This window comes from Microbacterium sp. NPDC077644, assembly GCF_040702785.1.
Taxonomy (GTDB): domain Bacteria; phylum Actinomycetota; class Actinomycetes; order Actinomycetales; family Microbacteriaceae; genus Microbacterium.
Map to the genome: position 1 here is coordinate 39,932 of NZ_JBFBME010000006.1, position 14,314 is coordinate 54,245.

11 protein-coding genes and 1 pseudogene are annotated in these 14,314 nt (G+C 63.5%); 9 read left to right on the forward strand and 3 right to left on the reverse strand.

Going from position 1 to position 14,314, the window contains the following annotated elements:
* Positions 1-51 precede the first annotated feature (51 nt).
* Both AB0269_RS15055 and AB0269_RS15060 read right to left on the reverse strand, forming a co-directional pair.
* Complete coding sequence (locus tag AB0269_RS15055; protein ID WP_366212054.1) at positions 52-645, reverse strand: DUF305 domain-containing protein; 594 nt, start codon at positions 643-645, stop codon at positions 52-54.
* A 111-nt stretch (positions 646-756) separates the two neighbouring features.
* Positions 757-1,212, reverse strand: a complete 456-nt coding sequence (locus tag AB0269_RS15060) for a DUF6153 family protein (protein ID WP_366212055.1) — start codon at positions 1,210-1,212, stop codon at positions 757-759.
* A gap of 185 nt (positions 1,213-1,397) precedes the next feature.
* On the opposite strand from AB0269_RS15060, the gene AB0269_RS15065 reads away from it, so the two are divergent.
* Complete coding sequence (locus AB0269_RS15065; protein ID WP_366212056.1) at positions 1,398-2,726, forward strand: MFS transporter; 1,329 nt, start codon at positions 1,398-1,400, stop codon at positions 2,724-2,726.
* A gap of 123 nt (positions 2,727-2,849) precedes the next feature.
* Here the strand turns inward: AB0269_RS15065 and AB0269_RS15070 are convergent.
* A pseudogene (locus AB0269_RS15070) lies at positions 2,850-3,085 on the reverse strand (cation-transporting P-type ATPase); the annotation flags it as partial.
* A 281-nt stretch (positions 3,086-3,366) separates the two neighbouring features.
* Here AB0269_RS15070 and AB0269_RS15075 point away from each other — a divergent pair.
* The 8 genes from AB0269_RS15075 to AB0269_RS15110 all read left to right on the forward strand — a co-directional run bounded on the left by AB0269_RS15075 (position 3,367) and on the right by AB0269_RS15110 (position 14,222).
* Positions 3,367-3,951, forward strand: coding sequence for a hypothetical protein (locus tag AB0269_RS15075; RefSeq protein ID WP_366212057.1), 585 nt, complete (start codon positions 3,367-3,369; stop codon positions 3,949-3,951).
* Between the two features lie 36 nt (positions 3,952-3,987).
* Positions 3,988-7,281, forward strand: coding sequence for a MobF family relaxase (mobF, locus tag AB0269_RS15080; RefSeq protein ID WP_366212058.1), 3,294 nt, complete (start codon positions 3,988-3,990; stop codon positions 7,279-7,281).
* A gap of 24 nt (positions 7,282-7,305) precedes the next feature.
* Positions 7,306-7,755 (forward strand): site-specific integrase, encoded by a 450-nt coding sequence (locus AB0269_RS15085; protein WP_366212059.1) that lies wholly within the window; start codon positions 7,306-7,308, stop codon positions 7,753-7,755.
* On the forward strand, positions 7,752-8,978 hold the full coding sequence (locus tag AB0269_RS15090; RefSeq protein ID WP_366212060.1) for an ABC-three component system protein: 1,227 nt from the start codon (positions 7,752-7,754) through the stop codon (positions 8,976-8,978). The genes AB0269_RS15085 and AB0269_RS15090 overlap by 4 nt, the downstream gene beginning before the upstream one ends.
* Positions 8,975-9,475 carry a three component ABC system middle component gene (locus tag AB0269_RS15095; RefSeq protein WP_366212061.1) on the forward strand — a complete coding sequence of 167 codons (501 nt, stop codon included), beginning with the start codon at positions 8,975-8,977 and terminating at the stop codon, positions 9,473-9,475. Before AB0269_RS15090 ends, AB0269_RS15095 begins: the two co-directional genes overlap by 4 nt.
* Positions 9,472-11,463, forward strand: a complete 1,992-nt coding sequence (locus AB0269_RS15100) for a DUF3732 domain-containing protein (RefSeq protein WP_366212062.1) — start codon at positions 9,472-9,474, stop codon at positions 11,461-11,463. Before AB0269_RS15095 ends, AB0269_RS15100 begins: the two co-directional genes overlap by 4 nt.
* Positions 11,460-12,560 carry a CHAT domain-containing protein gene (locus AB0269_RS15105; protein ID WP_366212063.1) on the forward strand — a complete coding sequence of 367 codons (1,101 nt, stop codon included), beginning with the start codon at positions 11,460-11,462 and terminating at the stop codon, positions 12,558-12,560. Before AB0269_RS15100 ends, AB0269_RS15105 begins: the two co-directional genes overlap by 4 nt.
* Positions 12,561-12,935: 375 nt before the next feature.
* On the forward strand, positions 12,936-14,222 hold the full coding sequence (locus AB0269_RS15110; protein WP_366212064.1) for an ATP-binding protein: 1,287 nt from the start codon (positions 12,936-12,938) through the stop codon (positions 14,220-14,222).
* Positions 14,223-14,314 lie beyond the last annotated feature (92 nt).

Here is a 14,314-nt window from a genome sequence, read left to right on the forward strand (position 1 = left end):
GGATGGGTCGGTGCCGGGCGATCTCGCCGCGGCACCGACCCGGATGGTCGATCAGAGGGTGGCCAGGAGGTCCTGCATCTGCTGGATCTCGGTGGTCTGCGCGTCGATGATGGTCTGCGCGAGCTCGACGGCATCGGGGTTACTGCCGTCATCGATCTGCGTCTGGGCCATCTCGACCGCTCCCTCGTGATGGACGATCATCTGCTCCAGGAACAGTCGCGAGGCCTCGGGTCCGTCGGCCGATTCGAGGGCGGCCATGTCGTCCTCAGTCATCATGCCGTCGCTGTGGTCCATCCCGTCCATCTGCTGTTCCTCGGGGTCGACGCCCCAGTCGTCCAGCCACCCCTGGAGCTGTTCGATCTCGGGCCCCTGGGCGGCCTTGATCGCTTCGGCCAGTTCGACCACCTCGGGGTTGACATCCTGCTTGGCGAGGACGATGTCGCTCATCTCGATGGCCTGCTCGTGGTGGACGATCATCATCGAGGCGAACATCACGTCCGCGTCGTTGGCGTCGGCTGCCTGCTCGGACGAGCCGTGGTCCATGCCCGGCATCGAGTCCTCGTCGTCGCTTCCGGCCGAGCATCCGGCCAGGACCAGCGCGGCGGTGAGGGCGAGTGCGGCGGTCGCCGCGGTGCGAAACTTCATGAGTGTTCTCCAATATCAACAGTCGCTTCAGTGGCGCGGCACCCGGGCGGGCACCGCGTGAATGAGAGAGGGGAACCGTCGGCGCTGGTGTGCGCCGGGTTCACCGCTCCATCACGTGCGACTGATACAGAGAACGTGCAGCGACGGCGCCCGAGGCAACAGCCGGTTGATGAAACGCGCCACGAGGGGCGGCCGGGGTGCGGTGTGCATCCATCCAGGCAGAAGCCGAGGCGGCACCAGGATGAGAAGGAAGAGCAGTAATGCGAGCACGCATGCCATCGCCATGCCCAGATGGGTGCCGCCCCCGCAGTCCGCACACGTACCACCGACATCACTGGCAGTGCCGCTGGACTCATGGGCGCCGAGCGCGCCGTGATGAGCGCCCACGGCGTCGCTGGCGGAGACCGAGATCGCCGCGGGCGCGTGGGCGGCCGCGGTGCCGTGCAGGTTCAGCGTGTGCATGGCCAGCAGGCCGAGGACAACCGCTGCCACCAGCAGCCCTCCGAGCACGACGCGCCGGAGGCCCTGAAGGCCCTTCCTGGATCGCGTTGCCGCCGTCACCGCCATACTCCGGAGTTTACCGGCCCCCGATGTGCATCCGCCGACGGCGGGAGTGATCGGCACGGCCGAGGCCGACTGGCTCCGTATCCCGCCGAGCAGCTCCGTGCTCCGCCATGCGCAGACTGACGGGAATACCCCTAGGGGGTATATGGTTGATGGTGGAGAGTTTCCACGAAGGTCAGGAGAACCCCATGCGTTTGTTCGCGATCCGCGACTTCCGTCACTTGTTCAGCGCGCAGATCATCGCCCTGTTCGGGACGGGGTTGGCGACCGTCGCCCTCGGTCTGCTCGCTTACGAGCTCGCCGGCCCGAGCGCGGGGGCGGTGCTTGCGACGGCGCTGACGATCAAGATGGTCATGTACGTCTTGATCGCGCCTCTGGCGGCGGCCTATGCCGACCGGCTCCCGAGGCGGATGTTCCTGACCCTGCTCGACGTGGTGCGTGCGGCCGTGGTGCTCGCTCTGCCGTTCGTCACGGAGATCTGGCAGATCTACGTTCTCATCGGGGTGCTGCAGGCGGCTTCTGCGGCGTTCACGCCGACGTTCCAGGCGGTCATCCCCGATATCGTGGCCGAGGAGTCCGATTACACGCGGGCGCTGTCCGCGTCGCAGGTGGCCTACACGATGGAGAGCCTGCTCAGTCCGGTGCTCGCGGCGGTCGCCCTGACGTTCATGACGTTCAACTGGTTGTTCGTCGGCACCTCGGTGGGTTTCGTGCTCTCCGCCCTCCTGGTGCTCTCGACCCGCATCCCCAACGCGGCACCGAGTGGGCACGCGGGTGCGTGGAACCGGGTCACCTCAGGCGTGAAGGTCTTCTTCAGCACTCCTCGTCTGCGCGGCGTCATGGCACTGAATCTGGTGGTTGCCGCAGCCGGATCGATCGTGGTGGTCAATACTGTCAACTACGTCCGCGATCAACTGGGCGGCACGCGGGCCGACGTCGCCTGGATGCTCGCAGCCTCCGGCGGTGGCACACTGCTGGTCGCCCTGTTCCTGCCACGCGTACTCGATCGGATCGCCGAGCGGGTCGTGATGATGACCGGCGCCGCGGTCCTGCTTGTCGGCGTGCTGGCGGCCGTCGCGATGACCGCCATCCAGGCGGCCTCCTGGATGATCACGGCACCGATCTGGGTGGTCATCGGCGGCGGAATGGCCTTGATCGTCACGCCCACCGGACGTGTCATCCGAGGTTCGGTCGCGAAGCGCGAGCTCCCGGCGGCCTTCGCGGCACAGTTCTCGCTGTCTCACCTCGCCTGGCTCGTCACCTACCCGATCGCGGGATGGGTCGGCACAGCGTCCGGATTCACGCTCGCCTGGTCGATCCTCGCAGCGCTCGCCGTCGCTGGGGCCATCGCGGCGCCGATCCTGTGGCACCGCGAGAAGAAGACCGAGGCCATTGATGTTGCTAGCGACGCGGAACGGGAGACTGGTGACCACGTGCCTCGTGAGCTAGGTGAGGAGACAGAAGCCGCCGAGGGCACGCTTGCGGCCTCCCAGTGCGCCTGCGTGCGCCTGGCATGAACACAAAGATGGGGCGGGTGCATTGTTCCGTACGTCGCATGGTGAGCGCACCCCAAAACCGCGCTCAGAATCGTTCGGCAGTCGCGGTGGCGGATAGCGGGGTAGGTGCTGCACCGAGAATTGTCGTGTGGCGTGTGCGGCACGGAGACCGTTACCGAACACGATGACTTCGGTAATCTCGCGGACGAAGATGCCCAGTATGCCGGTGATCTCAAACGGGAGCAGCGCGAGAATGATCGCGAACGAGAGGACGATGTTCTGGTTGATGATCGCCGTCCGCGCTTGGCATGTTGCAGGGCTTGCGAGATGAGGCGCAGGTCATGGCCGGTGAAGGCGACATCAGCGGACGCAGCCTATGCGCTCACGAGGTACCACCTTGAATTGGCAACGCGGCCCGGCTTCTGGCTGGGGGCCGACATACCCGGCCTCACGGGTGACATCCCTTCAGAGCTTCGGTGAGTGGGGAGCAGCGGAGCCGGCCACGAGGCGTTCGGAGACCCGACGGGGCGGCTCGCTGGGTGCGACTGGTCTACGTGGTGGCTCTGCCGGAGCAGACGAAGCTGTGCAGATCCACCTGCGGGGAAGGGGAATCGAGAAGGATCCGTGACCCGCAGCTGTCGCGGCGCAGCAGGACTTTCAGATGATAGAGGTGCTGGACACGCGCCGCGTGGTTGAGCATGCGCGCACCTTCCGGATGAGGCGGCCGTTCCGTTGGCCCCGCTTCGGGAAGGAGCCGGTGATGTCCACATCAACTGAGCTTGCCGACATTGCGCGCGCGATTGCTGAACAGGCTGAAAAGCTCGATCGTGCGAGGGGCGTGTTGCGTGAGCATCCCGAGCAGGTTGCCGATGTCGTGGATCTCCTCATCAACATGTTGGTGCCGCTAGCTCGGGTAATGGATGCTGCTGGCGCCGCGTTCCAAGAGCACGGCGGGACCGCGGTCACAACCTTCGGCGATCAGGCGCGCGGCTCGGCGCGAGCGAGGTTCGCTGGCGGTCTGTTGGCCGCGGCTTCGACTCAGATGCTGACTTTACGGAGCACGCTGATGGCGGTCGGCGCCGAGTCGTCGTCTTTGGTGTGGCCAGTGCATGATCCGCTCGCCGAGGAAGAACTCCGCAACTTTCGACGCTTCCTCGAACGGAGGGAACGCCAACTTGATCCAGATGCAAAGTCGCGGCCGATCGTCACCGAATCACCGAAGCACAGCCCCGTCGAGCGATCCTGACCTCGCCTACAAGGGCTGACATGCGGGGCGGTTATCGTGACGGTTTCGATCAGGGTGATGACGGCCGGCGACGGGTACCGGTACCTGCTGAACTCTGTCGTGATCGGTGACGGCGACCGGGATGCGGCGTCGGCGTTGACGAGGTACTACCTCCAGGCGGGCACCCCGCCGGGTTCCTGGCTCGGGGCCGGCCTGCCCGGTCTCACCGGGAACATCGCCGCGGGCGCTCAAGTGAGCGAGAAGCAGCTGCGACGGCTCATGGGACACGGGCAGGATCCCAACACGGGTGAGCCGTTGGGTCGCCCGTATCGGAAGTTCGCCACCGCTACCGAACGTGCAGAACGCCGCATCGCGCTGCTCCCGGACTCACTGCCGCCGGGTGAACGTGCGGTGCAGCGAGCGCTGATCGAGGCAGAGGAGGCGCAGAAGCCGACGAACGCTCCGGTGGCGGGGTTCGATCTGACGTTCTCGGTGCCGAAATCGGTCTCGACGCTGTGGGCCACCGCCGACGGTGGCACGCAGGCACTGATCGCGCAGGCCCATCACGCCGCGATCGAGGACGTGATCATGGTGCTCGAGCGGGATGTCGCGATGACGCGGGCGGGTGGGAAAGGGCCGCGCGGCGCGGTCGCGCAGGTCGAGGTGCGGGGTGTGATCGCGACCGCCTACGATCACTACGATTCACGGGCGTCCGACCCGCAGCTCCACACCCACGTCGTGGTCGCGAATCGTGTCCAGGCCGTCCAGGATGGGAAGTGGCGCACCCTCGATTCCCGTGCTCTGCATGCCGCGGTGACCGGGCTCTCGGAGCACTACAACGCTGTGCTCTCTGACCATCTCACCCGGATCCTCGGCGTCGGCTGGGAGGCCCGCGACCGCGGCGCGGGCCGGTCGACGGCGTGGGAGATCGCTGGGGTGCCGCAGGCGCTCATGGATGAGTTCTCATCCCGGACAAGGGATATCGAGCGGGTCAAGGATCGCCTCGTCGCCGAGTACGTCGAGAAGCACGGCAGGCAGCCGTCGGGGAAGCTGCTGTGGCAGTTCCGGCAGCAGGCCACCCTCGAGACCCGGCCCCCGAAACAGCACTACTCGCTGAGCGACCTCACGACCGGGTGGCGGGAGCGGGCCACCCGACTGCTGGGCGAGGACGCTCCGACTTGGGCGACCGCGCTCCTTGTTGAGGCGGTTGGGGAGCCGTTGCTGCGCGCCGACGATATCCCGCTCGACGTGCTCGATCAGGTCGCCGCGGTGGTGGTGGAGCAGGTGGGTGATCGGTCGGCGACATGGAAGCGGTGGAACCTGCACGCAGAAGCGGTACGGCAGACGATGGGCCTCCGCTTCTCCCACACCACCGACCGCGACCAGATCCTCCAGCGGATCGTCGACGCCGCCGAGCACGCCTCGCTCCGCCTCACCCCACCCGAGCTCGCCTCAAGCCCACCGGTGTTTCGCCGCCTCGATGGGACGAGCGTGTTTCGTCCGAAGGGTGGGATCGTGTTCTCCTCGGAGCAGGTGCTCGCTGCCGAAGACCGCCTCCTCACCGCCTCCCACGCGAGGACGGCGCCGACGGTGCCGCTGGCGTGGGTGGAGGACGCGGCGCGGGAGCGGAACCGGGACGGGCACACCCTGTCTTCGGATCAGGAGCAGGCGATCGCGAAGATCGGGGTCTCCGGCCGTGCCCTCGACGTGCTCGTCGGGCCTGCGGGGACGGGGAAGACGACGACGATGCGTGCGCTTCGGCGGGCGTGGGAGCGCCGGTACGGGGCAGGTTCGGTGATCGGCCTCGCCCCGTCGGCGGCTGCGGCGGACGTTCTCGCCGACGACTTGGAGATCGGTACGGAGAACACGGCGAAGTGGTTGCACGAGCACCGCCGCGGAACCTGGAACCTCACTCGCGGGCAGCTCGTGATCATCGATGAGGCGTCGCTCGCGGGCACGTTCGCGCTCGACGCGATCACCGCCCACGCCCAGAGCGTCGGGGCGAAAGTGCTGCTCGTAGGAGATTGGGCGCAATTGGCCGCGGTGGGCGCGGGCGGGGCGTTCGGGATGCTCGTCCGCGACCGCGGCGACGTCCCCGAGCTGGTCGATGTGCGCCGCTTCCGCAACGACTGGGAGAAGCACGCCTCCCTCCAGCTCCGGGTCGGGGACACCGACGTCATCGACACCTACCTCGCCCGAGGCCGGGTCACACCGGGCGGGTATGACGAGATCCTCGACGCCGCCTACCAAGCCTGGCGGGCAGATCAAGAGGCCGGGAAGACGACGGTGCTGATCGCTGAAACCCTCGACACGGTCTCCGAGCTCAACACCCGCGCCCGCACCGACCGCATCCTCGCCGGTCATGTTGCGCTCGACGGGGTGCGCCTCCACGACGGCAACGAAGCCTCCCGCGGCGACCTGATCATCACCCGCCACAACGATCGCCGCCTGACCGTGGGGCGGGGGTGGGTGAAGAACGGTGACCGGTGGGAAGTCGCCCGCGCGAACGAGGACGGATCGTTGACGGTGCGGCGGGCGAAGTCTCGGTGGCGCACCACGATTACGCTGCCCGCCGCCTACGTCGCCGAGCATATCGAGCTCGGGTACGCCGTCACCGCGCACCGCGCCCAGGGCTCCACCGTCGACACCGCGCACGCGATCGTCCACTCCCCGGAAGTGACCCGCGAATCGCTCTACGTCGCAATGACAAGGGGCCGCGAATCCAACAAGGTGTACGTCGCGACCGATCAGCACCATCTCGAAGAGCACCAGCACCGGCAGGATCTGCAGCACACCGCCCGCAGCATCCTCTACGGCATCCTCCAGCACCCCGGCGCCGAGCTCTCCGCCCACGACACCATCACCGTCGAACAAGACATGTGGGGGTCGCTTGAGCAGCTCGCCGCCGAGTACGACACCATCGCCCAGGCTGCCGGGCAACAACGGTGGATCCGGCTCCTCGAAACCGGCGGCCTCACCCCAGAGACGATCGATGAGCTCGTCGAGACGGACGCGTTCGGCATCCTCACGACCGAGCTGCGCAGGCTCGAAGCCGACGGCCATCACGTCGACGACCTCCTGCCGCGCATCATCCATGCCGGTGGCCTGGACGACGTGCAGGATCTCGGATCGCTGCTGCGCTACCGCCTCCACCGCATCACCACCACCTACCCGCCTGCGTCTCGCCGCGCGACCGGCCGCATTGCCGGTCTCGTGCCCCGCGCCACCGGGACCACCGACCCCGAGACGCAACGAGCTCTGCACGAGCGGGATCTCGATCTCGACGCGCCGATCCCTGCCGTGAGGATCTGCACCATCATCAGCAGAAAGGGGGAGTCCACGTATCGGTAGGACCATCCGAAGACGGCCCGCTCGGTGCGCCGCGTCGCCCTTCCAAGCTTCACGCTCCGCGCAATCCGGGCGAGGTTAGAGCGGATCCGGTTCACACACCCTGAAGTGCTGCTGTTCTCGACCCGCATCGGTACTCCGCACACGACGAACAACGTCCGAAGGCAGCTCCGCGAGGTCATGGAGCGCGCAGGCGTTCCCGACGTCACCCCGCACCGCTTCCGCCGCACCGCCGCTACCGCGATCAACGAGATCGGCGGTCTCCAGCTCGCATCCGAGCTGCTCGGGCACAGCGACCCGGCGATAACGAGAGAGCACTACATCCGCCGCGACGAGACCGTGAACCCAGCGACTGCTGGGTACCTGGAGCAGGCGTTCGGCAGCTCAGTGGAGTCGCGCGGCCGGGCCGGCGTGAAGGGCATCGGCATAGGCGAAACCCGGGATCGAGGCTCGCTCGACGATAGGATCGTGTCATGAGCAATGTCGCCAGCAATCGCTTTGGCGCCGCTGGTTCGGCGCTCGGCTATCTAGCCCAGGTGGAGTATGCCTTGCTCATCGCGCTCCAGCGTATGGACTCAGAAGAGAGCCTCCGCCTATCACTCGAAACCGTAGACGACATCACGTTTGAAGCGGAGGGGAAGCCACAGGAATTGTGGCAGACGAAGCATCACGTCGATCGGCAGGGATCTCTCGGCGACGCCAGCCCGGACCTCTGGAAGACACTGCATAACTGGATCGAGACGGCCGATGACCGTTCAGCCTGCTTCCTCTACACGACAGCAACAGCCCAGACCGGAACGGTAGCAGCGCTGTTAGGTCCTTCGCGTAACGGCGAAGATATCGTGGCTGCCAGAGAGAAGCTCGATACAGTTGCTCGAGCCGCCGGAAATGCAGCTTCTATCGACTACTACACGAAGTACCTCTCGCTCGATGATTCGCAACGGACCGCGCTTCTAAGTCGCGTTATCGTTCTCGGTGCAACGGTGACAGCCGAACAGATCACCGATCAACTCGTTGCTACGGTGCGTAAGACTGCGGTGCAGAGGCGGCGTCGCCCCCTCATCGATCGGTTGCGTGGCTGGTGGCATGGGCGCACGATGCTTCACCTCAGCAAGGTGGCTCGAGGGGAGGGCGATTGGATTGACCTCAGTGAGATTGAGGATCAGCTGCATGTGATTGCGCAGTCGCTCCGAGATGACAATTTGCCGTTGGACTATGGCAATGAGCCGGAACCTACGTCTGACGAGGTCGATAGAGATGACCGGGTGTTTGTCGAGCAGCTTCGGCTCATCCTTCTTCATCATGAACGTATCCGACAAGCTGTATACGACCACAACCGTGCCTTCCTCCAGCGTTCACGATGGCAACGTGAGGAGCTACTCGCGCTGGGTGAACTTGATTCCTATGACAGACGGCTGATGGAGGAATGGAAGCGGGTGTTCCTCCCGCTGGAAGAACCGGATGAAAATGATTCCATCAGTGACGAGGACAAACGCAAGTTTGCACGAAACACGTTCCAAAGACTTCAGGAACGGGTTCTGCCGGAGATCCGTTCGGAGGTTCAGTCTGGCTACGTCCCGCTCGGATCGCTCCACATCCTCGCGGATCGGTTGCAGATTGGCTGGCATCCCGATTGGGTCGACCTCCTTAAACACCGCTTGGCTGAGGCGCAGGCGATCGCTGTGGCGGAGGTGGCATGAGCACCACCGCATCGATCCTTGCTGGGGAATCCGAAACTACGACACTGTTCAATCCGGCATTCTGTGCGCTGCTTCTCAACAAAGCCTGCGCCGCATACGAAAGCAAGTCAGACACCGCAATGCCGGTCACATTCGCCTTCCTGGTCCTGCCCAGCGCGCTACATAAGCCAACTCGCGAAGCACTGCCATCCACGACCGCGTCCTCCATGTGGGCATGGCTTCGAAGCAATCCCCTTATCCTTATGGATCTTGCTAACCGGATCCGCGCATTTCGTGGCTTCACCGGAGCAGCCATCAGCTTCGGTCTGCGGCACGCTGTTCTTACTAGCTCACTCGGCTCGATTACCTCAGGAAAGATTGCTCGCCGCCCGCGCACTCTTCTCCCTACCGACGACTGGAACGATTGCATAAAGGCTGCTGAGTTCCTCGGACGGTGGCTCGGAGGATCCGAGGCTGACGAAGCCACCACTCTCGCCCGCTGGGGAGTTAAACCATGATGCAACTCGACGCGCTTATCTTGTACAACGCCGACGGTGAGATCCGCCAGATCACCTTCCGCCCAGGACAGCTCAACATCATCTCGGGAGAATCCGGGACCGGGAAAACCAGCATCATCGGGATCCTTCGTTTCCTTCTCGGCGGCGACAGCCCGCAGGTGCCACTCGGCCCGATTCAGGAGACCGTGGCCTGGTACGGATTGCTTGCACACGTTGGAGAGACACGGTTCTTCGTCGGGCGTCCCGCACCAGCTCACGGCGCAACTACATCGCAGGTGATGCTTTCAATTGGCGAAAGCGATGTCCCTGAGGCTGAGCATCTCGAGGTGAATTCGAACAAGGACGATCTTGTTGACTACCTCGGCGGCCTGGTAGGGATCGAGGAAAACCTGCATGTGCCAGGGGAAGGCCGAACTCGCCGAGCTCTCGCCGCGAACTTCCGTCATTCGCTCTACTACAACTTCCAAGGACAAGGAGAAGTTGCCAACCCCGATCTTCTGTTCCATCACCAAAATCGTGACTTCCAGAAGCAGACGATCCGGGATACGTTTCCTTATTTTCTTGGTGCACAGGCTCCCGACGCGCTCCGCAAACGCGAACAGCTCACTGAACTCCGCCGAAACATCCGGCGCCAAGAAGCTCGCCTCGCAGAAGCACGTGCTGCACGGGAACTAGGGATAGGACGCGCGGCAGGCCTCATCGCTGACGCCCGCGGTAGCGGACTGCTCCCGTCTGAGACTGTGCCGGGAGACGTCGCAGAAGCGATCACACTGTTGACCGCGATCCTGGAGCGCGAGCAGCCCTCGACCCATACGGACGATGTTGACAGTGACGCGCAAACCGAGAGCCTTGTCACACGTCGGACGAACCTCCGCAGTGTGTTGCGAAGCATCAATGAAAAGCTTCGCGGCCTCGACGAGTTTGCCCGGGTCGGTACCGAATACAGCGCGGAGTTGAACGAGCACCGAGTTCGGCTTGCGTCTATCGGGCTCATCCCAAACACCGCGGATGACGAAGCGGCATGCCCGGTTTGCCAAACAACGCTGACCGCAACAGCCACGCACGATGCGATCGAACAAAGCCTGGGCCGCGTCGCGCGCCGAATAGAGCTTGCGCAACGAGACCAACCACGCATCACCAACGCCCGAGCCGAGCTCCTGCGGGAGCGCGCCGAAGTGCGCGCAGAACTCAGCGACATTAACAGTTCATTGGAAGATCTCGCCCGCTCCGACGACCTTCGGGCAGCAGAACAGCGCACCTGGAATCAACAGAGCTTCGTTCGAGGCCGCATCGCCCAGTACCTCGACACAACCACAGTTGAGAGCGACGGCACCATCGCTGAGCTTGAACTTACTGTCGACACCCTCAAAGCTCAAGCAGCGGAACTCGCGGATGAGCTGGATCCTGAGGCGCTCCGCTCTGCCGTCGACTCTCTGCTCAACATCGTCAACCGGCGTATGACTGCGCTCGCGCAGCAGTTCCCGCTTGAACACTCCGAACACGGCGTACGGATCGACCCGTACCGCCTCACTGTCGTCGCCGATACGCTCCAGGGTCCCGCGTATATGGATGCGGGAGCCATCGGCAGCGGAATGAGTTGGGTTGGCTATCACCTCACTGCGTACTTGGCGCTTCAAGACTACTTCATCCAAACGAACCGCCCCGTGCCTCGATTCGTCGTCCTCGACCAGCCAAGCCAGGCGTTCTTCCCACGCGACAGAGAAACTGGGGGAGAATTGGCAGAGCTCTCCGACACAGACCGCGACAACACCCTCAAGCTGTACCGAATGATGTTTGAGGCCGTCACGCAACTTGGTGGTCAATTACAGATCATCGCCTTCGACCACGCCGACTTCGCTGATGAATGGTTCCAAGACTCGATTATTGAGACCTGGCGTGATGGTACCGCCCTCATCCCACGCGAGTGGCATGAGGGGACAGAGCAAGGCGCGTTGAGTCACCGCGAGGGGAGAGAGCTAGAACCGTGACGCGAAGTGACACACTCCGCTCGGAGCTTGCGCGTCTCCAGAATCGCAAGGCGACACTGGCCGGCGACCTCGCAAAGGCCGAGAAGGATGCGACCGCCGCTCGCGAGAGCGCGCGAAAGAAACGCGAGCAAGCTGGACGCTCGAAGAGCGCCTCAACGGTGAGATCTTCCCTGTCCGCTGCGGAGCGCGAAGACAAGAAGGTCGCGGCTGCGGAGTCCAAGATCGCGAAGGCGCGAAAGGACATCGCAATGATTGACAAATCGATCGCCACAAAGACCAAGTCGCTGCGCTCTGCCGAGGATAATGAACGTCGCTCAGCCGAAAGCAAGCAGAAGCAAGCTGACTCACGGCGTCGACGAGAACAGCGAACGCACGCGCAAGAGATTGCCCGCTTGGGCACCCCTCCAACGCAGATCCGCTACGTCGAGGTGCGTCCACCTGAGCCCGAGAAGTTACGGGTGCTGTACGTCACCGCCAACCCGGAAGCGACGGAAGAAACTGTCACCACTCCAGACGGCACCGAGCAGCGTTTCGGTACCTGGCTTCGTGTCGATCAGGAGGTGCGTCAGGTGCGGCAAGCTCTGCGCGGCTCCAAGTACCGCGATCTCGTGCAGGTTGACCACGCACCGGCCGCGACGGTCAACGACCTCCTAGACGGGCTGAACGATCACCGACCACACATCGTCCACTTCTCTGGCCACGCTGGTTCGGATGGCCTCCTCATGGAGAACGAGGCAGGAGATGAAGACGGTGCCGGTGTCACCTTCGAGCTCCTTGCACGTGTTCTCGGCGCTACGGATGAGCCGCCGCGACTGCTAGTGCTGAACGCCTGCGAGAGTCTTGCGGGTGCCGGCGATATGCTACAAACGGTGCTTGCAGTGATCGGGATGTCCGACACGATCGACGACACATCCGCGATCGTGTTCGCATCCGCGTTCTACTCGGCCATCGCCTCTGCGCAGTCTCTCGCATCCGCGCTTGAGCAGGCAAAGGTTCAGATGCTCGCTGCAGCGCTCGACGGGTCTGAGCTACCCGAATTGCGTATCCGCGATGATGTAGATCCGGCAGCACTCGTGCTCGTCACACCGCCTGCGTGACGTTTCGAAGAATCACCGCAGCGGCACTCGCAAGAGGAGTGCGCGCACCTTCTCATTGCAGAATTCCCCGGGCCACCTCCGTAAACTCCACACAACCCTGTTGAGAGGCGGATGGCTACCGAGGGCCGGGACCAAACCGGGACCAGAACCACGCAATCCATGCAACCCACGACATGAAATGACGCGGTTTGACACGCAGGGGTGCCCGGAAAATCAAGGAATCAGGTCGAACGGGATACCTGGGGGTCAAGGGGTCGCAGGTTCAAATCCTGTCAGCCCGACCAGATAAGGCCCGGAAACTCGCAAGAGTCTCCGGGCCATCTGCATGTCCGGGCAGTGCCAGCCCCTCCGAAACCCCTCCAGTAGCATTCGGTTATGGGCAAGTCACGGGAGTACTCGGTATACGACGTTTTCGGCATGTCTCGCGACGTCCCGGCGAATTACGCCGTCCGGGAGGCGGTTGACAAGGCATTCGTCGACGCGCTGACGCAGGACAAGCACATCGTCATTCATGGGAGCTCGAAGCAGGGCAAGACTTCGCTGCGCAAGTTCAACCTCGGGGAAGATGATCACTTGGTTGTGACATGTTCGAATAAGTGGGCCCTTCGCGACCTTCACACCGCAGTGCTCAAGGCGGCAGGGTATGTGGTCGAGGGAACGACGACTCGCACGGTGTCTGGTGATTTTAAGATTCGTGTCGAAGCTCGTGCAGGGATAAAGGTTCCGCTCGTCGGTGAGTTCGGAGGTACCGCCGGTACCGATGCGGGCCACACGGAGCAGACGGCTCAGCAAGGTCAGGCGTTGGAACTCGACCCGAACGATGTCAACGACGTGATAGCCGGCCTACAGAACGCGGAAGCACCAAAGTATCTTGTGCTGGAGGACTTCCATTACTTGCCGGAAGAGACCCAGAAGGACTTCGCGGTAGCTCTCAAGGCGTTCCATGAATCGTCGCCATACAGTTTTATCGTCGTCGGAGTATGGATTGACGAGAACCGAATGACGCAGCACAACGGCGATCTTGGCGGGCGCGTGGTCTCGATCAACGTGGACAAGTGGCGTGAGGATGATCTGCGCGAAGTCGTCGGCGAGGGGGCTCGACTGTTGAAGATCGAGTTCACGCCCGAGTTCGTGGACGCCGTGCTTGAGAGTGCGATGGATAGTGTCTGGATTGTCCAGGAGGCTTGCAAGATTGCGTGTGAGGCCGCCGGAGTCTTTGCGACGATGAGCGACCTGACGCCCGTGTCTGCAGACGGCACGGCGATCGTGAAGGCCGTGGTTGACTCTGACTCCGCGCGCTTCAACGGTTTTCTCACTCACTTCGCCGAAGGATTCCAGAGCGCACGCCTTGAGATCTACAGATGGCTCCTGTATGCGGTCATCAAGGCGGACTCCAATCAACTCGAGAAGGGGGTCCCCTACGCCGAGATCTCGCGTGCGATCAACGATGCTCACCCTGAGCAGAAGGTGAACGCCGGGAACATAACCATCGCGCTTGCTGCAATCGCGCGATTGCAAGTGAACAAGCTGGCGGTGAAGCCCATCGTGCTTGACTACGATCAAACGGCCCGAAGGCTCGCTGTCGTAGACCGCAGTTTCCTAGTCTGGCTGCAGCATCAGGAACAGAGTGACCTGCTGGAGGTCATTGGTGTAGAGGCTTAGGCCGTGTTGATTAAGTCGGTCTTGATCCAGATGAGGGTCGAGGAGAGGCAGATGGCAGCGCGGTAGTTTCGGGCGAGTTTGTCTGATCGCAT

Coding starts and splice junctions, on each gene's coding strand:
- AB0269_RS15090 (WP_366212060.1), top strand. CDS start 7,752: ATGAGCAATGTCGCCAGCAATCGCTTTGGCGCCGCTGGTTCGGCGCTC.
- AB0269_RS15055 (WP_366212054.1), bottom strand. CDS start 645: ATGAAGTTTCGCACCGCGGCGACCGCCGCACTCGCCCTCACCGCCGCG.
- AB0269_RS15065 (WP_366212056.1), top strand. CDS start 1,398: ATGCGTTTGTTCGCGATCCGCGACTTCCGTCACTTGTTCAGCGCGCAG.
- AB0269_RS15075 (WP_366212057.1), top strand. CDS start 3,367: ATGATAGAGGTGCTGGACACGCGCCGCGTGGTTGAGCATGCGCGCACC.
- AB0269_RS15095 (WP_366212061.1), top strand. CDS start 8,975: ATGAGCACCACCGCATCGATCCTTGCTGGGGAATCCGAAACTACGACA.
- AB0269_RS15100 (WP_366212062.1), top strand. CDS start 9,472: ATGATGCAACTCGACGCGCTTATCTTGTACAACGCCGACGGTGAGATC.
- AB0269_RS15060 (WP_366212055.1), bottom strand. CDS start 1,212: ATGGCGGTGACGGCGGCAACGCGATCCAGGAAGGGCCTTCAGGGCCTC.
- AB0269_RS15110 (WP_366212064.1), top strand. CDS start 12,936: ATGGGCAAGTCACGGGAGTACTCGGTATACGACGTTTTCGGCATGTCT.